The sequence below is a fragment of the Trinickia sp. Y13 genome, from assembly GCF_029522115.1.
Taxonomy (GTDB): Bacteria; Pseudomonadota; Gammaproteobacteria; order Burkholderiales; family Burkholderiaceae; genus Trinickia.
Map to the genome: position 1 here is coordinate 83,801 of NZ_JAKWFK010000012.1, position 20,828 is coordinate 104,628.

A 20,828-nucleotide genomic window follows, 5' to 3' on the forward strand; every position below is an offset into this window, starting at 1 on the left:
ACGCGCAAAGTAGTTCGTGCAAAGCGGTGAAAGCGGCGTTCAACGCGTCGCCCTCCGCAAAACGAATGCGTGGCGCCAAGCGATCTCGGCCACGATCAACGTGCCGATCAACAGATAGGTGACGACGCCGTTGTAGAACGCCCATTGCACACGCGAGCCCCACAGCGCGCAGGCGGCAGACATGGCGCCGTTGCATACGAAGAACACGCACCAGACCTGCGTCACGCGCCGCGTGTAGCGCACGGCGCGATCATCGAGCTCGGGCCGCCGCACGCGCGCAAACTTCTCGATCATGGACGGGCCACCGCGGAAAAGCGAGGCGCCGAAGGCGATCAGCATGCCGGCGTTGACGACGATCGGGTACGCACGCAACAACGTTTCGCTATCGGTCGCGGCGATGCCTGCCGACAAACCGCTCATGACAAACGCCAACGCCCATTCGAGCCGCGTGAACCCGGCAAGCAGCGCAGCGACGCTGCCGGCGCCGAGCCAGCGCTGCAACCACAGCAACGCGAGCAAGGCGAGCCCGATGAAGCGCGGCGATCCGAATCGCAGGAACGCAAGAATCACGAGCGGGTAGGCCAGCTTGAGCGCGACGTTCGCGATCGCGCGCACACGCGTGGGCGGCGCCGCTTGCACGGGCGCTCGCGCACCGGTCGAAGCCGCGCCCATCGGCTCAGGCCGCCAGCAGCGATTCGACCGCGCCGATGACGTCGCCGACCGTGCGCACGGATTTGAACTCGTCGGGCTTGATGCGGCGCCCCGTCATTTCCTGCAGCTTGATCGCCAAATCGACGGCATCGATGCTGTCCAGATCCAGGTCGTCGAACAGATGCGCCTCGGGCGTGACACGCTCCGGCTCGATCGCGAAGTTTTCGTTGAAGATGGCGCGGATGCGCTCGAGGATCTCGGTATCGGTCACGGTTCACTCCCCTTTCGTTGCGGTGTCGCCGTCGGCGAAAGCCAGCGCGCGCTGGCTTTGCACGAACGCGGCAAGCGTGTTGATCGAGCGAAAGTGCTCGCGCGTGCGCTCGTCGTTGGCCGCGATGGTCAACGCGTAGCGCTTGCGCAGCACGATGCCGATTTCGAGCGCGTCGATCGAATCGAGCCCCACGCCGTCGGTGTCGAACAGCGGCGCGTCGTCGTCGATGTCCTCGGGACGCAAATCCTCGAGATCGAGCGCCTCGATCAACAACTGTTTAATTTCGAGTTTTAAAGAATCCATAAGCAAACAGATGCTCGGTGATATGAGCTTGAACCCCTTGCGCGAGAACGCGCGCAGCGGCGGCTGGCGGCGTATCGGCGGCGGTGGTGAAACGCTCGAGCGCAAGCGGCTCGAGCACGGCGACGCGCATGCGGAACGGCCTTTGGGGCACGTGGTACCAGCGCATATGTTTCGCGAAGGCGGGCGGGTCGCAATCGATCAAGACAGGGCGCACGGGAACGCCCGCGCGCAACGCCATATGCGCGAACCCGCGCGAGAACGGGTGCAGCCGGTCGCCCCCGGGGCTGCGCGTGCCTTCGGGGAAGACGATCATCGTGTAGCCGGCCGCCAGTTGGCGCGCACCTGCTTCGATCAACTCGGAGGGATCGGCGTTGCTGACGTATCGAGCGGCGCGCACGATGCCCCAGAAGCACGGATTGCCCCAATGGGCGTTCTTCACCACACAGCAGGCGCGCGGCGTGAGTGCGAGCAAAAGCACCACATCGAGATACGTCGGGTGGTTGGCCACCACGATCGCGGGGCCGCGCGCCGATAGCGTCTCGGCCCCGCTGACCTCGAGCTTCATGACGCCGAGCGCCTCGAGCAATGCCACGAGTGCGCGAAAGAACCAATGAATGACCGTGGCGACGACGCGTTGACTCGAAGCGCGATGCGGCCAGAGCCAGGCGAACGGGAAGACGGCGACGGAGAACAGCACGCCGCACGCGCCGAAGGCCATGAACGCGGCGCCGGTAGCAACCAGACGCCACGAGCGATCGATGCGCGCCATTACGCTTGTGTTCATATCGAGCCGCCCCCGTGCACCGCCCACGCCCAACTGCGGCCCGCACCGTGCCATGTCGCCGCCGCGCCAGCCGTGAGGCCATGCGTCAGCGCGTCGGTTTGCGTGGCGAACGCCGAAGGGCACTGCCCTGCCTGCGCCGGCCCCGTGGCGCATTCGAGCTGCCAGCGAGCGTCGCGATCGAGCAACAGGGCGAGCGCGCCGGCCGACGCTTCGTGAGCGACGCTGCCGTAGCGTTCGTCGGCGGGTTCGTCGGCGTACACCACGAGCACCGGCATAGCCGAGTCCGCGCTGTATTGCGCATGCGCTTCGAGCAATGCATAGCCGAGCGTCTCCGCGCCAGCCGAAATGGCTGTTGCGGGCGAGCGATCGCGACGGGCGATGCTGTAGACGCCGGCCATCGCATTGAGGACGGATAGGCTAAAGGACGTGGGCGAGACGGGCTGGCCCGCGACGATATCGTCGAGAATGCCCGTGGTGCGGCCCAGTTCGCCATGACGGGAAGCGAATACGAGACGCACGGCGTCGCAGTGGGCCGCGCAATCGTGTGCGACCCTCAACGCCATTTTCGTGAGCGTGCTCAATCGGCGGCGCACGAGCGGCTCGATGAAGCCGATATCGGGCGTCGTGGCCGCGCCGGCTGGCCAGGATGACCACCGGGCGACTGGAATGGTCCAGCGCAGGTCCAGCATATCGTCGTTCGCTTGCGAATCGTGATCGCCGGTTTCCCGGCGTAAAGATGCGAACGACGAAAGCCCTGAAAGCGCCCCGCGTACCACACCCCGAGTTGGTCGATTTTTGTTCGTGTCGTGGATTACCCGGGCATAACCGCATCGCTATTGCCTTGCGGCAAATGCTTTCATTTATTTTTCAAATCTGATTCAGGCGTCCCGGATCCGCCGGGCGAAATATTACTGAAAATTCGATCTTAAAAACAGCATCTGCGTTAGGCGTAGCATTCGCGCGACGCTGGACGACCGGCTCATTCGCCGATTTGCATGCAGGCTGAGGCTGCGCCGCCTCCCGCCCCCATTTTGACTCAGCATCGCGTGATTCAAACTCCTCATCATGTGCTAGAATCCGCCGCTCATTGGGGAGTAGCCGCCCCGCCGCGTCCGCTGCACGCCTAGTCGATCGAAATCGACCGGTCGGCAGCGCGCACGCATCGCGGGGGCGTACGTCAACACACTTGGCTCGTACGAGCCATGGCGGACGCAGCCTCTGGCCTGGCGAGACCGATGACCCCTGCGCATGCCGCTTTCAGGGCCCGGTTGCGCGGTGGGTCGTCGCTCGCTCATATCTCGGCCCGAGGAAGACCATTACGTGGAACAAGCCTTTCTGATCTCGACGGGGGCCGTCGCGCTTGCCGAAATCGGCGACAAGACCCAACTGCTCTCGCTCGTGCTCGCCGCTCGCTATCGCAAGCCGGTGCCCATCATGCTCGGCGTGCTCGCCGCGACGCTCGCCAATCACGCCTGTGCGGGCGCCCTCGGCGCGTGGCTCGGCGCGCTCCTCACCCCCGCAATCATGCGTTGGGCGCTGGGTGTTTCATTCGTCGTCATGGGGGTCTGGGTGCTGATTCCCGATAAACTGGACCCGAACGAGGCGAATCTCGGACGCAGCCATCTGGGCGTGTTCGGCACGACGCTCGCCACCTTCTTCTTGGCAGAAATGGGCGACAAGACGCAAATCGCCACCGTGGCACTCGCCGCGCGCTTCCACGATTTCTTCGGGGTCGTCGCCGGGACGACGCTCGGCATGATGCTGGCCAACGTGCCGGCCATCCTGCTCGGCGAGCGCTTTGCTCACCGGCTGCCCACGAAAGCCGTCCATGCAGTTGCCGCCGTCTTGTTCATCGTGCTCGGCGCGCTGGCGTTCATCCGCGCCGGCTGAACCCGCCGATACGACTCGAGCCACGCGCATAGATGCGGCCGGGCGCCGTTGCGAAGGGCGCTACTTGGGCGCTGCGCTCGAGGCGCCCGCAGGCTGCGGCGCAACGGGCACTTCGTTCGTCAGGACGGCGCCGTGTTTGTCGTAGCGAATCCGAACCGTGCGCACGACGCCGTTGCCGAGGGGGAAATCGGCCAGCGCGCTGCGCACGAGATACGGCATCGCATGGACGAGCGACGAATCTTCGCTCGTGTTGCGTGCGGTGACGTTATAAACCTCCTTGCCGGAAACGCGTTCGCTGATCCGAATGCCGAGCGTATGCGTGAACACGGGGTAACTTTGCGTCACGTAATCGGGCGGAAACGGGCCGAACGGCCCCCACGGATTCAGCGGCCGCCAGTAAGGGCCCGGCCAGGGGCTGCCGTAGAACACGGGCTGCGTGATCGTCACGGTATCGCCGTGCGTCGAATATGTCAGCCCGACCAAGTAATGGGCATTCGCGCTGGCCGTTTGCCGAAACGCGTTCGCTTCCAATTCGTTCGCGACGAGTTGCTCGTAGGTCGCTTGCTCGATGCTGTTTTTCTGCTCGCCCGTGCGCGCGAATGCATACGTGCGCGTCGCATCGCTGCCGCTCCAATTCGAGAAGGCCGTCACCTGCGTCGACACATAGGTCGTGCAGCCCGATAACAACACCATCGCCGCCGCCATCGCCGGCACGACGGCGCGCCGTAGTCGTTCCCACTTCATTTCGTTGTCCTCGCCTTTCTCGTCAAGCGGCGCATGCGCCGCGCGAATGGCCCCGATGATACCGCCGAGCAAGCCGCACATCCAAAGTCGCCGATCGTTTCGGCACATCGGCTCGCGCCTTTGTACAATGGACGACTACCCTCGCGCGAGGCACCCGTATCCGGGTACGCGAGCCAAAACCGGTTTCTCTCGTCCATCCGCCATGTCCGATACCGCCAATCCCGCTGTGATCCGCCGGGCCGATTATGCAGCGCCCGCCTTTCTCGTCGATTCCGTCGCACTCGAATTCGATCTCGCGCCAGAACGCACGCTCGTGAAGAACACGATGCGCCTGCGGCGCAACCCCGACGCTGCGCCGGGCGCGCCGCTGGAACTGATGGGCGAGGCGCTGGAGTTCGTCGCCGCCGCAATCGATGGCAATGCGCTGCCCGGCGCCTCCGTGCGCGCACACGAGCATGGCCTGACGATCGAGAACACGCCCGACGCCTTCGAACTCACGATCGAAAGCGCCTGCAACCCCGCCGGGAACACGACGCTGTCGGGACTCTACGTATCGAGCGGCAACTTCTTCACGCAGTGCGAAGCCGAGGGCTTTCGCCGCATTACTTACTTTCTCGACCGCCCGGACGTCATGGCGACCTACACGGTCACCCTGCGCGCCGACAAAGCGGCCTATCCGGTGCTGTTGTCCAACGGCAATCTCGTGGAAGAAGGCGAGCTCGCCGACGGTCGCCACTTCGCCAAATGGGAAGACCCGTTCAAGAAGCCGTCCTATTTGTTTGCGCTCGTCGCGGGCAAGCTCGTCGCGCTCGAACAGCGCATCCGCACCGGGTCGGGCAAGGACAAGCTGCTGCAAGTCTGGGTGGAGCCGCAAGATCTCGACAAGACCCGGCATGCGATGGATTCGCTAATCCATTCGATTCGCTGGGACGAAGAGCGCTTCGGGCTCGAGCTCGATCTGGACCGGTTCATGATCGTCGCCGTCAGCGATTTCAACATGGGCGCGATGGAGAACAAAGGGCTCAACATCTTCAACACGAAGTACGTGCTCGCGAATCAAGAGACGGCCACCGACACGGATTTCGCCAATGTGGAAGCCGTGGTCGGGCACGAGTATTTCCATAATTGGACGGGCAACCGCGTCACGTGCCGCGACTGGTTCCAGTTGAGCTTGAAGGAAGGGCTCACCGTGTTCCGCGATCAAGAGTTCTCGGCCGACATGCAAGGCGGCGCCACCGACGAAACGGCGCGTGCCGTGAAGCGGATCGAGGACGTTCGCGTGCTGCGTCAAATGCAATTCGCCGAAGATGCGGGCCCGATGGCGCATCCCGTGCGCCCGGAAAGCTACGTCGAGATCAACAACTTCTACACGATGACCGTCTACGAGAAAGGCGCGGAGGTCGTGCGGATGTATCAAACGCTGTTCGGCCGCAAGGGCTTTCGCCGCGGCATGGATTTGTACTTCAAGCGTCACGACGGCCAAGCCGTGACCTGCGACGATTTCCGCCACGCCATGGCCGATGCCAACGGCCGGGACCTCGCGCAATTCGAACGCTGGTACAGCCAAGCGGGAACGCCGCGCGTGTCCGTGCGCGCCGCCTATGACGCCACCGCGCAGCGCTACAGCCTTACGCTCGAGCAAAGCTATGGCGACGCCGCGCCCGCCGCGCGCGAAACGCAAACGGGGCCACTGCTGATCCCGTTCGCCATCGGCCTCATCGGTCGCGACGGCGAAGACATGGCGCTGCGCTTGGAGGGGGAAGCCGCCGCCTCGGGCACGACTCGCATCCTCGAGTTGACCGCGCAAGAACAGACATTCACGTTCGTCGATGTGAAAGAAGCGCCGCTGCCTTCGCTTGCGCGCAATTTTTCCGCGCCGGTGATCGTCGAGTACGACTACACCAACGACGATCTCGCCTTCCTGCTCGCGCACGACAGCGATCCATTCAACCGCTGGGAAGCGGGCCAACGTCTCGCGACGCGGGAATTGCTGACGCTGGCCGGCCGCGCGGCAGCAGGCCAACCGCTTGCGCTGGACGATTCCACGATCGCCGCGTTCGCGCGCGTGTTGAGCGACGAGTCGCTCTCGCCCGCGTTCCGCGAGTTGGCGATGATGCTGCCGTCGGAAGCCTACCTCGCCGAGCAGATGGAGCAGGCCGATCCCGCGGCGGTGCATGCAGCGCGCCAGTTCGCGCGCAAGCATCTGGCGACGGCGCTCAAGAGCGAATGGATCGCGATCTACCAACGCCATGCCACGCCCGGCGCGTATGAACCCACGTCGCAAGCGGCCGGCCATCGCGCATTGAAGAACCTTGCGCTCGCGTATCTCGCCGAACTCGACGAGCCGGCCGAAGCGATTGCGCTCGCCAGCGCGCAATACGATGGCGCCAATAACATGACCGATCGTGCCGCGGCGCTGGCCGCCCTGCTCTCGGCTTCGGCGACGAGCGACGGCGAGGGCGCCGCCCAACAGGCGCTGGACGACTTCTATCGCCGCTTCGAGAAAGAGCCGCTCGTCATCGACAAGTGGTTTGCGCTGCAAGCCACGCAGCGAGGCAGCGCCAAGCGCCGCGTCATCGACATCGTGCGCAAGCTGATGGCGCATCCGGCGTTCACGCTGCGCAATCCCAATCGGGCGCGCTCGCTGATTTTCAGCTTCTGCGCGGCGAACCCGGCGCAGTTCCATGCCGCCGACGGCTCGGGCTACGCGTTCTGGGCGGAGCAAGTGATCGCGCTCGATGCGCTCAACCCGCAAGTCGCCGCGCGCCTTGCCCGCTCGCTCGAACTCTGGCGCCGATATACGCCGGCGCTGCGCGAGCGGATGCGCGCGACGCTCGAACAAGTCGCCACGCAGGTCAAGTCCCGCGACGTCAAGGAGATCGTCGAAAAAGCGCTCGCGTGAGCGTCCCCATCCGGCGCGGCGCTAGCGCGCGAACGGTGCGCGCCGTACGGATGCTTACAAAAACCCGAGGGCGCGGTGCGGCCCGCGGGTAAAATCGTCGCATTCCCATGGCTTTCGGAGCACCGTAATGGCTTTGCAACGTCGCACCACCCTGACTAAATTCCTGATCGAGCAGCAGCGAGAAACGAATAATCTGCCTGCAGATTTGCGCCTTCTGATCGAGGTCGTCGCGCGTGCCTGCAAACTCATCAGCTATCACGTGAGCAAAGGCGCATTGGGCGAAGCGCTTGGTACGGCCGGCACCGAGAACGTGCAAGGCGAAGTGCAGAAGAAGCTCGACGTCCTGTCCAACGAAATCTTGCTCGACGCCAATGAATGGGGCGGCAACCTCGCGGCCATGGCGTCCGAGGAAATGGAGACGCTGTTCCCGATTCCGTCGAACTACCCGCGCGGCGAATATCTGCTCGTGTTCGATCCGCTCGACGGCTCGTCGAACATCGACGTGAATGTCTCGATCGGCACCATCTTCTCGGTGCTGCGATGCCCGGACGGTCAGGAGGCAACCGAGGAGTCGTTCCTGCAACCGGGCCGACAGCAAGTGGCGGCCGGCTATGCCGTCTACGGCCCGCAGACCGTGCTCGTGCTGACGACCGGCAACGGCGTGAACTGCTTCACGCTCGATCGCGAACTGGGCTCGTGGGTGCTCACGCACAACAACCTGCAGATCCCGCCGGAGACGCGCGAATACGCCATCAACGCGTCCAACGAGCGGCACTGGTACGAACCCGTGCAGCGCTACGTGGGCGAACTCTTGGCCGGCAAGACGGGGCCTCGCCAAAGCGACTTCAATACGCGCTGGGTCGCATCGATGGTGGCCGACGTGCACCGCATCTTGAACCGCGGCGGCATCTTCATGTATCCGGCCGATAAGCGCACGCCCGACAAGCCGGGCAAACTGCGGCTCATGTACGAAGCGAATCCGATGTCGTTCATCGTCGAGCAAGCGGGCGGCGCGGCCACCAACGGCGTGGAGCGCATCCTAGACATCCAACCGAAAAGCCTGCACGAGCGCGTGGCGGTCTTCCTCGGATCGAAGAATGAAGTCGAGCGCGTCACGCGCTATCACCAGGAAGAAAAAAAGTAACGCCGGGGGCTTGCGCACCGGCGCAAAGTGTCTCTATAATCGCGTTTCTCTGATGTTGATGCCGGAATAGCTCAGACGGTAGAGCAGCGCATTCGTAATGCGAAGGTCGGGGGTTCGATTCCTCTTTCCGGCACCATAAGATTCAAGCAAAAAGCCCAGTCCTCGTGACTGGGCTTTTTGTTTTTGGCTCCGTAGACGCTGCTGGTTGCGCGAACAACCGACTGCCGTTCGCAGACGAGAACCGCCGGATACCGCGTGCCATCTTCCCGATGGCGCAAACGGGCGCCACACGGCAACGCCCGCTTTCACCGCCGTGCCCTACCGGCGGCCTCCGGCCGATGCTTTTCCTTCAAGAAATCCACGAACACCCGCAGTTTCAACGGCATCTGCACCCGGCTTGGCATATACAGCGAAAACCCATCGAATGTCAGCGCCCAGTCGTCGAGCACGCGTAACAGCCGCCCGTCCGCCAATTGCGGACGCACGTAGTCTTCGATGACATGTAACAGTCCGACGCCCTGCTCCGCCGCTTGCACCATCGTGCGCAAATCGTTCGTCACGAAGGAGCCCTGCGTCTGGACCTCAAACGAACGCCGCGGCGCGGCTGGCTGCGCGAACTCCCATCGGTAGATGCCGCGACTCGTGGCGAAGCGATAGCGCAGGCAGTCGTGCTGCGTCAGATCGTCGGGCGTCGCCGGCTTCGGAAAGCGGGCGAAGTACGCCGGAGATCCGGCCACGACGATCCGCAACGGCCCGGACAACGGGATGGCCACCATATCGCGCGCGAGACGCTCGCCTAGCCGGATACCCGCGTCGAAGCCCTCCCCCACGACATCGCTCAGGCCTTCATCGAGCGCGAGTTCGACCGTCACGCGCGGATAGCGCCGCGTGAATTCGGACAAGTGTGGCGTGACCAGCAGATCGCTCGCGACGCGCGACAAGTTGATCCGCAACGTGCCCGTCGGCTCGCCACGGGCCTCGTCGAGCGATTCGCAGGCAGCCGCAAGCATCGCGAGCGCCGGCCGCACCCGCTCCAGAAACTGCGCACCCGCTTCGGTCAATGCCACTCGGCGCGTCGTTCGATTGAACAGCCGCACATTCAGTTGCGCTTCGAGCGCGCGAATCGACTGCGACAAGGCCGAAGCCGACACGCCGCTCTCTGCAGCCGCGCGCGTAAAGCTTCCGTGCCGCGCGACATTCGCGAAGGCGACAAGCGCCGGCAGTTGCGCCGAATCCATACCGTTCTCCCACGAAAACCGATTATGAAGCATAGCTTCACAATGAATGCAGTCGAACGCTATTTTTCCACAAGATCAAAGCGCGCACGATACGTCCATCGACACCTCTGTCTGAGACCAGGAGCACTGACATGACGATGAACCGCTACACCCTGCTGGGCCGCTCGGGCCTGCGCGTTTCGCCGATCTCGCTGGGCACGATGACGTTCGGCGACGAATGGGGCTGGGGCGCCGACCAAGCGACGGCGCAGCGCCTGTTCGACCTTTATGTGGATGAAGGCGGCAACTTCATCGACACCGCCGACTTGTACACCGAAGGCACCAGCGAGCGTTTCGTCGGGAAGTTCATGGCGGCGCGCGGCCTGCGCGACCGGTTAGTGATCGCGACGAAATACAGCTACAACGCGCAACCCGGCAATCCCAACGCCGGCGGCAACCACCGCAAGAACCTCATGCGCGCGCTCGAGGGCTCGCTCGAGCGGCTCGGCACCGACTACATCGATCTGTACTATCTGCACACCTGGGACCGCATGACGCCGGTGGACGAAGTCATGCGTGCAATGGACGACGCCGTGCGCGCCGGGAAGATTCGCTATGTGGGCCTTTCCGATACGCCCGCCTGGTTCGCGGCGCGCGCCCAAACGCTCGTCCAGTGGCGCGGATTCGAGCCGGTTGCCGCGATGCAGCTCGAGTATTCGATGATCGAGCGCAACGCGGAACTCGAATTTGCCGACTTGGCGGCGGAACTAGGCATGGGGCTCGTGCCGTGGAGCCCGCTCGCGATGGGAGTCCTTTCGGGCAAGTACAAACCGTCGCAAGGCAGTTTCACGGGAAGCGGCCGGCTCGAAACCGTGCGCGCGCAAAATCCCGGCGCCAAACCGCCGCCGGGCTTCGACAAGCTCACCGAGCGCAACTTCCGCATCGTGGCCGAGCTCGAAGCCGTGGCGCAGCAAGCGGGGCGGCCCATGGCGCAAGTGGCGTTGAATTGGCTCCATCACAAGCGCGGCGTGGCGAGCATCATCGTCGGCGCAACGAAGCCGGAGCAACTGCGCGATTCGCTGGCTGCGCTCGACTTCACGCTCGATCCGGCGCTCGTCGCACGCCTGGACGCCGTGTCCGAGCCGGCTCGCCCATTCCCGTACTACATGTTCGAGGATGGTCACCAAGCCCGCATTCATGGCCACGTCGACGTGCGCAACCAGCCCGATGCCTACGATCGGCCCGTGCGAGTCCCCTCGCCGCAGGCAAACGCTTGATGTAGCCGAGCGCCGCCCGCGACCCGGGCCCGCCGCCCGCCCGGGCTAAGCCGCCAGCGCCAGGCGCTCGCGCAGGTTCTTCGCGGCGCGAACCATGTTCGCGAGCGCGGCCTCCGTTTCGGCCCAGCCGCGCGTCTTCAAGCCGCAGTCCGGATTGACCCAGAGACGGTCGGCGGGGATGACCTCACAGGCGCGCCGCAGCAGCCGCTCGATTGCGTCGGTGGTCGGCACGCGCGGCGAATGGATGTCGTAGACGCCCGGCCCGATCTCGTTCGGATACGAGAATGCGCCGAAGCCGTCGAGCAACTCCATCGCCGAGCGCGAGGTTTCGATCGTGATCACGTCGGCGTCCATCGCGGCGATCGCAGGCAGGATGTCGTTGAACTCCGAGTAGCACATATGGGTATGGATCTGCGTCTCGTCGGCCACCCCGGCCGCCGAGATGCGGAATGCGCGCGATGCCCAGTCCAGGTAAGCCGGCCAATCGGCGCGACGCAGCGGCAGCCCCTCGCGAAATGCCGGCTCGTCGATCTGGATGATGCGAATGCCGGCCTTCTCGAGATCGACGACTTCGTCTCGCACCGCGAGCGCCAACTGCAGCGCCGTTGTCGCGCGCGGCTGGTCGTCGCGCACGAAGGACCACTGCAACATCGTCACCGGCCCCGTCAGCATGCCCTTCATAGGGCGGCTGGTTAGCGACTGCGCATACTTTGCGGTCTCGACCGTCATCGGCTCCGGCCGGTAGACATCGCCGTAGATGATGGGCGGCTTCACGCAACGCGAGCCGTAGCTTTGCACCCAGCCGTTCTCGGTGAAGGCATAGCCCCACAATTGCTCGCCGAAATATTCGACCATGTCGTTGCGCTCGGCTTCCCCGTGAACGAGCACGTCGATGTCCAACGCTTCCTGGCGGCGAACGGCCAGCTCGATCTCGGCGCGCATGCGTTCGAGATAATCGAGCGCCTTGAGCTCCCCGCGCTTGTACGCCGCCCGCGCTTGGCGGATAGCGGGCGTTTGCGGGAACGAACCGATCGTCGTTGTCGGCAGCGGCGGCAGGTTCAGCGCCTCGCGCTGAAGCCGGTTGCGCTCGGCGAATGGACGCCGGCGGTTGGCCATGTCCTCGGTGACGGCGGCCACGCGCTTTTGCACGATGGCGTTGACGACGGCGCCTGAACGGCGGCGCGACGCAAGCGCCGCTTCAGCCTCGGCCAAAGCCGGTTGCGCCGCTTGTTCGTTCTCGAGCGCAAGCCCGATCGCACGGATCTCATCGAGCTTCTCCGTCGCGAACGCGAGCCACGACTTCAGTTCGGCGTCGAGTTTGCGCTCGCTCTCGAGCGATACCGGAACGTGCAACAGCGAGCACGACGGCGCTACCCAAAGCCGCCCCCCCAGTTCCGCACGCAAGGGCAACAGCGATTCGACGACGGCGCGCAAGTCGGTGCGCCAGATATTGCGACCGTCGACCACGCCCGCGGACAACACCATGTGCGCCGGCAACTCGGCGCGCCAAGCATCGAGTTGCGCCGGTGCGCGCACGAGATCCAGATGCACGCCATGCACGGGCAGCTTGGCGATACGCGGCGCATGGTCGGCCGTTGTTTCGAAATACGTCGCGAGCAAAACCTTGACCCCGCAATCGCCGAGCGCCGCGTAGGCGGCGGTTAACGCCTCGAGCCATTCGTCTTCCAAATCGAGACACAGGGCCGGTTCGTCCAATTGCACCCATTCGACGCCGCGCGCCTTGAGCGCTTGGATGATGCGCACGTACCGATTCACGAGCTTGGGCAGCAAATCCAAGCGGTCGAAGCCCGGCGTATGGGTCTTCGCCAAGCGCAAATAGGTGATGGGCCCGACCAGCACCGGCTTGATTCGCAGCCCGAGTGCAAGCGCCTCGTCTACCTCGTCGAAGAACCAATCGACGCCGCCGTTGAAGGTCGTGTCGACGGTCAGTTCCGGCACCAGATAGTGGTAGTTCGTATCGAACCACTTCGTCATTTCCATGGCCGGCTGCGCCGCGTTGCCGCGGGCGAGTTCATAGTACTGAGCGAGCGTGAGCGTGGCCGGGTCGAAGCCGAAGCGCTGCGGCAACGCACCGAGCAGCGCGCTCATGCCGAGCATTTGATCGTAATAAGCGAAATCGCCGACGGCGACGAAATCGAGTCCTGCCGTGGACTGCAATTGCCAATGGCGCGCACGCAACGTCGCGGCCACCTCGCGCAGGTAGGCCTCGTCGGCTTCGCCGCGCCAAAACGCTTCTTGAGCGAATTTCAGTTCACGCTGCGCGCCGATGCGCGGGAAGCCAAGGATATGAGTGCAGGTCATGACCACCTCGAGAATTGGGATGGGCGTCAGTCTGCAAGGCACGCTATCATTCATCAAGCGACAACTTTTCATCAATGTATGAATACCATTCATATCCAAACTGACGGCTCATCGGCGGCGGGACCGCATGCTTGAGATTCGACACCTTCGCTCGCTGATTGCGATCGCCGAGTCCGGCAGGCTCGTTGCGGCCGCAGAGCGCGTCCACCTGAGCCAATCGGCGCTATCGCACCAGATTCGGGACATCGAAGCGCACTACGGGGTGTCTCTGTTCGAACGCACGAAGCAGGGATTGCGCTTCACGTCGGCCGGCGAAAGGCTGCTCGCGCTCGCGCGCGAGACGACCGCGGCGCTCGCCGCTGCCGAGCGCGATTTGTTGCGGCTAAAGGGCGAGACGGCGGGCGAACTGCGGATCGTGCTCGAATGCCACACGTGTTTCGACTGGCTCATGCCCGTGATGGACGAATTCCGCCGCCGTTGGCCCGAGGTCGAAGTCGACTTGGTGGCCGGGTTCCACGCCGATCCGCTGCGGCTGTTGAGTGACGGCAAGGCCGATGTCGTGATCGGCTCCAAGCCCGCGGGCAAACCGAGCTTGCATGTCGCGCCGCTGTTTCGCTTCGAGATTCTCGTTGTCATGGCCAACGAACATAGGCTGCGCAACAAGCGGCGCGTCGGGGCTCGCGACCTAGATGGCGAAACGCTGATCACCTACCCGGTGCCGGAATCGCGCATCGATCTGATCCGAGAGGTATTGGAGCCGGCCGGCGTCAAACTCGAGCGCCGCACGGCCGAATTGACGATCGCCATCATGCAGTTGGTCGCCAGCCGGCGCGGCATCGCGGCGCTGCCGAACTGGGGCGTCAAAAATTACGTGGATCACGACTACGTCCTCGCCAAGCGCGTGGAGCCGAAAGGGCTGTGGAGCGAGCTATACGCCATCGCGAGCCCTGCTTTCGCCGGCCGCCCTTACTTCGACGACTTCGTCGCCATCGTGCGCGATAGCTGCGCGGCGCAACTCGAGGGAATCGAGCTCCTGCCCACGGCGCCGTGAAACGCACCGGCGCACTGCAACCGCGGCGCCGCTAGACAATGCTCGTCCCCACGGCACGCTCGCCCGTACGCGACGCCGCCGCGCTCCCCCCAAAGGCTGCCAACGATCGCTAGCCGGCGCGGTATGCCACGGTGTGCAAGAGGATCGTACGAGACACGTACGCATGAACACGGACAACCGGAGCAAATCGCCACAAGCTTGCGTGAGATGCGAGCGAGCGGCGCCCATAGATTATTTTTGATTTTCGTCAATCAACGTTCAGCCTGACTTAAAAGCGCCGCCGACTGTGCCGTTAATGCAACAAAGCGTTAAAAATCAATTCGACGCTGGCAAACAGAGGGAACCGCGTCGGATAATCGATTCGTGCCAGGAGAGACGCCATGGAAGCCAAGCCCACTCACATTCCGCCCCCCCACAAAGTATCCAGCCCGGATCCGGAACCGGTGGGCGTTGAATTTCTGGCCACCGAATTGCCCGAGCACGTGCGCGCCTTCTTCGACGAACAACGTAAGTTGTGCGAACAGAAGTAGCAGTGACGATCGCGGGCCCCGGGGCCCGCATCGAATGACCGCACCGTTGCGGCTTGCGGCCCGGCTTGCGCTGACGCTATGCGTCGCGTTCGCGCTCGCGCCTTCTCAGGTGCGCGCCGACGGCGACGAAACGGCCATGACCAATCTGATCGCATTGGTATCGCAGCGCTTAGCGCTGGCCATGCCTGTCGCTCGATGGAAGTGGGCCAATCACCGCCCGATCACCGACGCTGCTCGCGAAGCGGCGTTGCTGGGCGACGTGGAAAAGCGCGCGCAGGCGGCCAATGTCGACCCGGCCTTCGCCCGGCTCTTCTTCCGTGATCAAATCGAGGCCAGCAAGCAGATCCAAACGGCGCTCTTCGACCGTTGGACGAAGTCGGGTGCGCCTTCCGGGGCGGCGCCCGATTTGGCCACCAGCACCCGCCCTGAACTCGACCGCCTCACCCGCGCGCTGATCCCGGCATTGGGCCGCGTCGAGCCGTGGCGCAACACCGCCGATTGCCCGGCCCGTCTCGCGCGAGCCGTGAGGAACTGGAAAATGCTGACGCGCTACGGCGCGATCGACGCCGACGCGCTCAATACCGCCCTCGCCCATGTCTGCACGGCGGGCGGCGCATCCGATATCGGCTAGCCGAGCTAGCCGGCCACCGGCTCGGGGCGGTTGGCGCTCGCCCCAAAATCGGATGGTTCGCCGTCGATCGAACCCACCGCCAGCGGCGTGACCCGCAACCCTCGGGCAAGATGCGTTTGCATGATCCGCAGCGTCGACGGTTCGCAGACGGCATCGACATGTGCGGCCGCCAGCTCGCGCGCGGCGTCGAGCGAAGGCGCGGCGCCAAGATAGCACCAGCGATCGACGACATGGAACGCGCGTTCGTCTCCCCCCTCGCCCTGTTCTTCGAACACGACCGCCGACTCGAACGGCCACGGCGCATCCCGCTCCTGCGTGCGCGCAATGCGAGGTTGGCGATTGTGAACCGGGCGCAGGGCGCCGAGCCACTTCGCCTCGGTCAGCAATGCCCCCACTTCGCCGCCGGTTGCCTGCCACTGCAGCCGCGCAACCTGCTCGGCGATGCGAGCTTCACGCGCCGATCGCCGCTCGCCGGTCAAATGAGCTCGCACCCGCTGACGCAACCGTACGCTGCGCCCCACGTACAGAGGCACGTCCGCCGCGTCGAAAAACGCATAGACCCCGTGCCCCGCCGGCGCCGCGTCGATCGAATCCTCGGTGATGTCGCCGGCAATGCGATAGCGCCGCACGGTGCGTTCGATCTGCGCGCGCAGGGTGGCAAGCGGCCATAGGGCATGCAGGCGATGCCAGAACTGCCACAGCAGATCGGCGTCGGCCAATGCGCGGTGGCGCGCGAGCGGCGCGAGCGCATGGCGTTCGATCAGCGCATCGAGTCCGTGCCGCTTCTCGTGCGGCCACAGGGCGCGCGAGAGCTTGACGGTGCACAGCACGTCGGGGTTGAACGCGAATCCGGAACGCTGAAACTCGGCCCGCAAGAAGCTGCGGTCGAAATTGGCGTTGTGCGCAACGAACAAGCTGCCGTCGAGCCGCTCGAACAATTCGGCCGCCAACGAATCGAACGCGGGCGCGTCGCGCACCATGTCGTCCGTGATGCCGGTCAACGATTGAATGAAGGGGGGAATGGCTTGGCGCGGGTTGACGAGCGTACTCCAGCGCGATACGCCGGACGGCCCTACTTGCACGACGCCGATTTCCGTAATGCGGTGTTCCGCGACCGCTCCGCCTGTCGTTTCCAGATCGACAAAAGCGATGGGCGTATCGACTAGGGGCGTCGGCAGGGATAGATCAGACATGAATAAGGGCGCTCGGGTGCTTCGATTGACGAAGTATGCACCACCCGAGCGCCCTTGCGAGGATGCCTGCCGCACCGGTTGGCGCGCGATGACGCTGGCCGGTGAGCGGCGTGCCGGTGCCGACGCTTTACAGCGGACGAATATTCGCCGCTTGCTTGCCCTTCGGGCCGGTCTTCACATCGAATTGAACGCGTTGATTTTCTTTTAGAGACTTGAAGCCATCGGCCTGAATCTCGGAGAAATGCGCAAACACGTCCTCGTTGCTCTGGTCGGTCGTGATGAAGCCAAAGCCTTTAGCATCGTTGAACCATTTTACGACACCAGTTTCCATAGTACTAATTCCCTCGAAATTTAATAGACGGGCAGCGCCCTCCGCCCGAAACCCAGCCTCGGAAGAACGCCGCCTCGGTCTCTCTGCCCGGGGCGCCGTCCACTGGGTGATTCCGGCGCTGCTTTTATAAATGTTCCGTCGAGCGCTCGTCAAGAAATTTTTCATTGAATGCTGTAAACGCGTAGCCGCTATGCATGAGGCACTAGACTTTCGGGGCGCCGACGTCATAATTACCTGCAACAAACAAATGGAACCCGATATTTAGGAAAAATATTCACCATTTGCAACAAGATATTTCTACTGTCAGTATTTTTCCGGGTTGTCTGCTAGACAACCCCGTCCGAAGATGGGGTAGATGATTTGCCCGGGAGACCACCGTGAGACTCAACCCTTTGAAGCGCTTCGTCTCGTGGCTCCTCGGTTCGCCCCATTTAGGGACGTCAAAGATTAGTCGGACGAAAAGCGCAGCCACGATTTTGGAATGCGACCCGTTCTGGCACGGCGATCACTGGCAGAACCTTCTTGCGTCACCGATGGACGCGCGGCACTACGTGATGGAGGACTGGGTGCTGCCGATAGAGGACGACGAAGTCAACTACGGCCGAACGGAAGACAAGCAAGGCGGCGTGCGCCGCCGCGGCCGGTAGCGCCGGCGCCCCATAAAAAAACGCGGCTGGCGGGCCGCGTTGACAAAGGTTTGGAGACGTCTTTTCCTTGACGAAAAAGTCTGCTTGGGCAAAGCAGAAACAACATTATAACCAGCAGTTCCCATCAGATTATTGCCGCAATACGCAATCAAATTTTTCAAAACAGGCAATAATCCGACAGAAGGCCCGCGAATTTACCTTCCCCACATACGATTCGACGTATCGCAAATACAACGTCATCGGGATGGCAAATCGACTCGCGCCCTTTTTTAAGTGTAAAATTTGTTTTAAATCAATACGTTACAATCAATTTCACGCCATTTCAAATCAATCAATACTTTATTTCCGATTTCGAAACGCGCGTCTCGACGAAGCCCTCTTTACACTCAACCCAGTTCGGAAACGCGGACCTGTTGCTGTGAATCCTGCTGCATCGGCCTGCCGACATGCAACCGCTGCATTTCCACGCACGTCGGCGATCGCCTCTCGCGACAGCCAAAGAATGTTCTGATCCTGGAGAGAAAGAATGAAGAAAACCCTTCTAGTCGGCGCCCTGACCGGCGCGTTCGCAACGATGGCACATGCCCAGAGCAGCGTGACGCTCTACGGTCTCATCGACGCCGGCATCACTTACACGAACAACCAAGGCGGCCATAGCAATTGGCAGCAATCGACGGGCGCGGTCAACGGTAGCCGCTGGGGCCTGCGCGGGTCCGAGGATCTGGGCGGCGGGCTCAAAGCCATCTTCACGTTGGAGAACGGCTTCGGCATCAACAACGGCACGCTCAAGCAAAGCGGCCGCGAATTCGGACGCCAAGCCTGGGTGGGCCTGAAGAGCGATCAATTCGGCTCGGTCACGCTCGGCCGCCAGTATGACGACGTCGTCCAATATCTCGGGCCGTTGGCGCTGACGGGCACCCAATACGGCGGCACGTCCTTCGCGCACCCGTTCGACAACGACAATCTCGACAACTCGTTCCGCGTCAACAACTCGGTGCACTTTCAGAGCGCCAACTACGGCGGCTTCAAGCTCGGCGCGTTGTACGGCTTCTCGAACACGGCCGGCCAGTTCTCGAACAATCGCGCGTATAGCGTCGGCGCGTCGTACACCTGGAGCGGCCTGAACGTCGCAGCGGCGTATATGCAGTTGAACAACGACACGAACGCGTTGGCTCAGACCGCCGCTTCCCCGGGCGCAGTCACCGGCGACGCCACCTTCGTCGCGGGCCGTCAACGCACGTGGGGCGCAGGCCTGAACTACACGTTCGGTCCTGCCACCGCCGGCTTCGTATTCACGCAAACGCGCCTGGACAACGCCCTGGGCGTGAACGCGGCCGCTGCCGGCACGAGCGGCACGCTCGCGCTGCCCGGCGGCGGAGCTCGCTTCAACAACTACGAGTTGAATGCGCGTTACGCGCTCACGCCGGCAATCAGCCTGGCAGGCGCTTATACGTACACGGACAGCACGATCGGCGGCGTGCATCCGAAGTGGAATCAGGTCAACCTGCTGGCCGACTACGCGTTGTCCAAGCGCACCGACGTGTACCTGGGCGGCGAATTCCAGCACGTCGTGAACAAGGGCACTGGCATCGGCGCCGTCATCAACGGCCTGAACATGTCGTCGACCGACAAGCAAGTCGCTGTGACCGCTGGTTTGCGCCACCGCTTTTAAGCGGATCGGCATCGACGGGGATTCCCGTTGTGGGGATTCCCTGTCCAGGGACCAAAGCGCCGCTTTCGCGGCGCTTTTTTTTGGGTGGACGCCGGCCGGAAGCGTCGGCGGCGCCAGTTCGGCCAGTTCGGCCAGTTCGGCCAGTTCGGCCAGTTCGGCCAGTTCGGCAGCGCCGTTAGGCGCCGGGACTCGCTGGATAACGCACGTCTAGCACGTCGATCTGCTCGGGCCCCGAGGGCGTATGCAGCGTGACCGTATCGCCGATGCGGGACTTGAGCAACGCTCGCGCGATTGGTGAGATCCAACTCACGTGACCGCGATCCAAATCGACCTCGTCGACGCCGACGATCGTCACCGTGTGCGCCTCGCCATCTGCAGTCGCATAGTCGATCGTCGCGCCGAAGAAGACCTGATCGACGTTCTCTTGCTTGCTGGCGTCGACCACCTCGGCCAAGTCGAGCCGTTTGGTCAAAAAGCGAATGCGTCGATCGATCTCGCGCAGGCGCCGTTTGCCATAGATGTAATCGCCGTTCTCCGAGCGGTCGCCGTTCGACGCCGCCCACGACACCAACTTGACGACTTCGGGCCGCTCTTCGTCGATCAAGTGAAGCAACTCGTCACGCAGACGCTTGTGGCCTGCGGGCGTGATGTAGTTCTTGGCGCCGGCAGGGATTTCGGGTTGACCGATGTCGAGATCGTCGTCATCGCCGTCGCTCGACTCTTTGACAAATGCCTTGTTCATGGTGCGAATCGCTACCTCCAATGGACTTCAAGCGTACACGATCGCGCTCGCCCGCAAAAAACCCTGAAGAAACCTGTCGCAATGCCTTCCATTTTCCTGGGACTTTGCTATAATTCCGCTTCTGCGTGCGGCTGTAGCTCAGTTGGATAGAGTACTTGGCTACGAACCAAGGGGTCGTGGGTTCGAATCCTGCCAGCCGCGCCACTTTTTTCGAAAGCCTTCTTTGCGGAAGGCTCTTTTGTTTGACCGAAGTACGATTCTGCGTTTTCGCGTGCGGCTGTAGCTCAGTTGGATAGAGTACTTGGCTACGAACCAAGGGGTCGTGGGTTCGAATCCTGCCAGCCGCGCCACCTATGAAGGGCCTTCCGCTTGGAAGGCCCTTTGTCTTTTGGCGCTCCCGTTTCAGCGCTCCCGTTTCAGCGCTTTGCGTTCCGCTTCACCCTTCCCGGTTTGACGTTTTCCCTTGGTGAGGCCATTCGAGGCGTTCACGGGCCCGCCGCAAGGCGGCCAGCTCGTGCCGCGAAGC

The 20,828-nt window shown here is 63.3% G+C and carries 21 protein-coding genes, 3 tRNA genes and 1 riboswitch; of the genes, 13 read left to right on the forward strand and 11 right to left on the reverse strand.

The features are described from left to right. Positions 1–39: 39 nt before the first annotated feature. The 5 genes from MMB74_RS20260 to MMB74_RS20280 are packed head-to-tail and all read right to left on the reverse strand — an operon-like array spanning position 40 to position 2,698. On the reverse strand, positions 40–672 hold the full coding sequence (locus MMB74_RS20260) for a hypothetical protein (protein ID WP_277430443.1): 633 nt from the start codon (positions 670–672) through the stop codon (positions 40–42). A gap of 4 nt (positions 673–676) precedes the next feature. After that, positions 677–922 carry an acyl carrier protein gene (locus tag MMB74_RS20265; RefSeq protein WP_277430444.1) on the reverse strand — a complete coding sequence of 82 codons (246 nt, stop codon included), beginning with the start codon at positions 920–922 and terminating at the stop codon, positions 677–679. Between the two features lie 3 nt (positions 923–925). After that, complete coding sequence (locus tag MMB74_RS20270) at positions 926–1,225, reverse strand: phosphopantetheine-binding protein (RefSeq protein WP_277430445.1); 300 nt, start codon at positions 1,223–1,225, stop codon at positions 926–928. After that, the gene (locus tag MMB74_RS20275) at positions 1,200–2,009 is read right to left on the reverse strand and encodes a lysophospholipid acyltransferase family protein (RefSeq protein WP_277430446.1); all 810 of its coding nucleotides are present in this window, start codon (positions 2,007–2,009) and stop codon (positions 1,200–1,202) included. The genes MMB74_RS20270 and MMB74_RS20275 overlap by 26 nt, the downstream gene beginning before the upstream one ends. Next, positions 2,006–2,698, reverse strand: a complete 693-nt coding sequence (locus MMB74_RS20280; RefSeq protein ID WP_277430447.1) for a beta-ketoacyl synthase chain length factor — start codon at positions 2,696–2,698, stop codon at positions 2,006–2,008. The genes MMB74_RS20275 and MMB74_RS20280 overlap by 4 nt, the downstream gene beginning before the upstream one ends. A gap of 388 nt (positions 2,699–3,086) precedes the next feature. Then, a riboswitch (yybP-ykoY riboswitch) is annotated at positions 3,087–3,323 on the forward strand. A 6-nt stretch (positions 3,324–3,329) separates the two neighbouring features. Between MMB74_RS20280 and MMB74_RS20285 the strand changes: the two genes are divergently transcribed. Continuing rightward, positions 3,330–3,899 carry a TMEM165/GDT1 family protein gene (locus MMB74_RS20285; protein WP_277430448.1) on the forward strand — a complete coding sequence of 190 codons (570 nt, stop codon included), beginning with the start codon at positions 3,330–3,332 and terminating at the stop codon, positions 3,897–3,899. Positions 3,900–3,959: 60 nt separating this feature from the next. Here the strand turns inward: MMB74_RS20285 and MMB74_RS20290 are convergent, their stop codons facing one another. Further along, on the reverse strand, positions 3,960–4,643 hold the full coding sequence (locus MMB74_RS20290; RefSeq protein WP_277430523.1) for a DUF4136 domain-containing protein: 684 nt from the start codon (positions 4,641–4,643) through the stop codon (positions 3,960–3,962). A 202-nt stretch (positions 4,644–4,845) separates the two neighbouring features. Here MMB74_RS20290 and pepN point away from each other — a divergent pair, with 202 nt between their 5' ends. From pepN to MMB74_RS20305, 3 genes are all read left to right on the forward strand, one after another. Continuing rightward, entirely contained in the window at positions 4,846–7,545 is a 2,700-nt protein-coding gene (gene pepN, locus MMB74_RS20295; protein WP_277430449.1) for an aminopeptidase N, read from the forward strand. A 127-nt stretch (positions 7,546–7,672) separates the two neighbouring features. Then, complete coding sequence (locus MMB74_RS20300; protein ID WP_277430450.1) at positions 7,673–8,689, forward strand: class 1 fructose-bisphosphatase; 1,017 nt, start codon at positions 7,673–7,675, stop codon at positions 8,687–8,689. 60 nt (positions 8,690–8,749) lie between these two features. Beyond that, a tRNA-Thr gene (locus tag MMB74_RS20305) sits at positions 8,750–8,825 on the forward strand. 169 nt (positions 8,826–8,994) lie between these two features. On the opposite strand, the gene MMB74_RS20310 is transcribed toward MMB74_RS20305, so the two are convergent. Beyond that, positions 8,995–9,927 carry a LysR family transcriptional regulator gene (locus MMB74_RS20310; protein WP_277430451.1) on the reverse strand — a complete coding sequence of 311 codons (933 nt, stop codon included), beginning with the start codon at positions 9,925–9,927 and terminating at the stop codon, positions 8,995–8,997. 131 nt (positions 9,928–10,058) lie between these two features. Here MMB74_RS20310 and MMB74_RS20315 point away from each other — a divergent pair, with 131 nt between their 5' ends. Beyond that, complete coding sequence (locus MMB74_RS20315) at positions 10,059–11,183, forward strand: aldo/keto reductase (protein ID WP_277430452.1); 1,125 nt, start codon at positions 10,059–10,061, stop codon at positions 11,181–11,183. A gap of 45 nt (positions 11,184–11,228) precedes the next feature. Here the strand turns inward: MMB74_RS20315 and metE are convergent, their stop codons facing one another. Then, on the reverse strand, positions 11,229–13,505 hold the full coding sequence (metE, locus tag MMB74_RS20320; RefSeq protein ID WP_277430453.1) for a 5-methyltetrahydropteroyltriglutamate--homocysteine S-methyltransferase: 2,277 nt from the start codon (positions 13,503–13,505) through the stop codon (positions 11,229–11,231). Between the two features lie 127 nt (positions 13,506–13,632). On the opposite strand from metE, the gene MMB74_RS20325 reads away from it, so the two are divergent. From MMB74_RS20325 to MMB74_RS20335, 3 genes are all read left to right on the forward strand, one after another. Continuing rightward, positions 13,633–14,556 (forward strand): LysR family transcriptional regulator, encoded by a 924-nt coding sequence (locus tag MMB74_RS20325; protein ID WP_277430454.1) that lies wholly within the window; start codon positions 13,633–13,635, stop codon positions 14,554–14,556. A gap of 380 nt (positions 14,557–14,936) precedes the next feature. Then, positions 14,937–15,086: a hypothetical protein gene (locus MMB74_RS20330; protein WP_277430455.1), complete on the forward strand. Its 150-nt coding sequence runs from the start codon at positions 14,937–14,939 to the stop codon at positions 15,084–15,086. Positions 15,087–15,120: 34 nt separating this feature from the next. Beyond that, the gene (locus tag MMB74_RS20335; RefSeq protein WP_277430456.1) at positions 15,121–15,717 is read left to right on the forward strand and encodes a chorismate mutase; all 597 of its coding nucleotides are present in this window, start codon (positions 15,121–15,123) and stop codon (positions 15,715–15,717) included. A gap of 5 nt (positions 15,718–15,722) precedes the next feature. Here the strand turns inward: MMB74_RS20335 and MMB74_RS20340 are convergent, their stop codons facing one another. Then, positions 15,723–16,910 (reverse strand): exonuclease domain-containing protein, encoded by a 1,188-nt coding sequence (locus MMB74_RS20340; protein WP_277430457.1) that lies wholly within the window; start codon positions 16,908–16,910, stop codon positions 15,723–15,725. A gap of 127 nt (positions 16,911–17,037) precedes the next feature. Continuing rightward, positions 17,038–17,241: a cold-shock protein gene (locus MMB74_RS20345; protein ID WP_277430458.1), complete on the reverse strand. Its 204-nt coding sequence runs from the start codon at positions 17,239–17,241 to the stop codon at positions 17,038–17,040. 392 nt (positions 17,242–17,633) lie between these two features. On the opposite strand from MMB74_RS20345, the gene MMB74_RS27450 reads away from it, so the two are divergent. The 3 genes from MMB74_RS27450 to MMB74_RS20355 all read left to right on the forward strand — a co-directional run bounded on the left by MMB74_RS27450 (position 17,634) and on the right by MMB74_RS20355 (position 19,560). After that, entirely contained in the window at positions 17,634–17,888 is a 255-nt protein-coding gene (locus MMB74_RS27450) for a hypothetical protein (protein ID WP_346780696.1), read from the forward strand. A gap of 67 nt (positions 17,889–17,955) precedes the next feature. Beyond that, on the forward strand, positions 17,956–18,399 hold the full coding sequence (locus MMB74_RS20350; protein WP_277430459.1) for a hypothetical protein: 444 nt from the start codon (positions 17,956–17,958) through the stop codon (positions 18,397–18,399). Positions 18,400–18,414: 15 nt separating this feature from the next. Then, on the forward strand, positions 18,415–19,560 hold the full coding sequence (locus MMB74_RS20355; RefSeq protein WP_277430460.1) for a porin: 1,146 nt from the start codon (positions 18,415–18,417) through the stop codon (positions 19,558–19,560). Positions 19,561–19,735: 175 nt separating this feature from the next. On the opposite strand, the gene greB is transcribed toward MMB74_RS20355, so the two are convergent. Next, on the reverse strand, positions 19,736–20,302 hold the full coding sequence (greB, locus tag MMB74_RS20360; protein WP_277430461.1) for a transcription elongation factor GreB: 567 nt from the start codon (positions 20,300–20,302) through the stop codon (positions 19,736–19,738). 127 nt (positions 20,303–20,429) lie between these two features. On the opposite strand from greB, the gene MMB74_RS20365 reads away from it, so the two are divergent. After that, positions 20,430–20,506, forward strand: a tRNA-Arg gene (locus MMB74_RS20365). Positions 20,507–20,575: 69 nt separating this feature from the next. Continuing rightward, a tRNA-Arg gene (locus tag MMB74_RS20370) sits at positions 20,576–20,652 on the forward strand. The last annotated feature ends 176 nt before the right edge of the window (positions 20,653–20,828 follow it).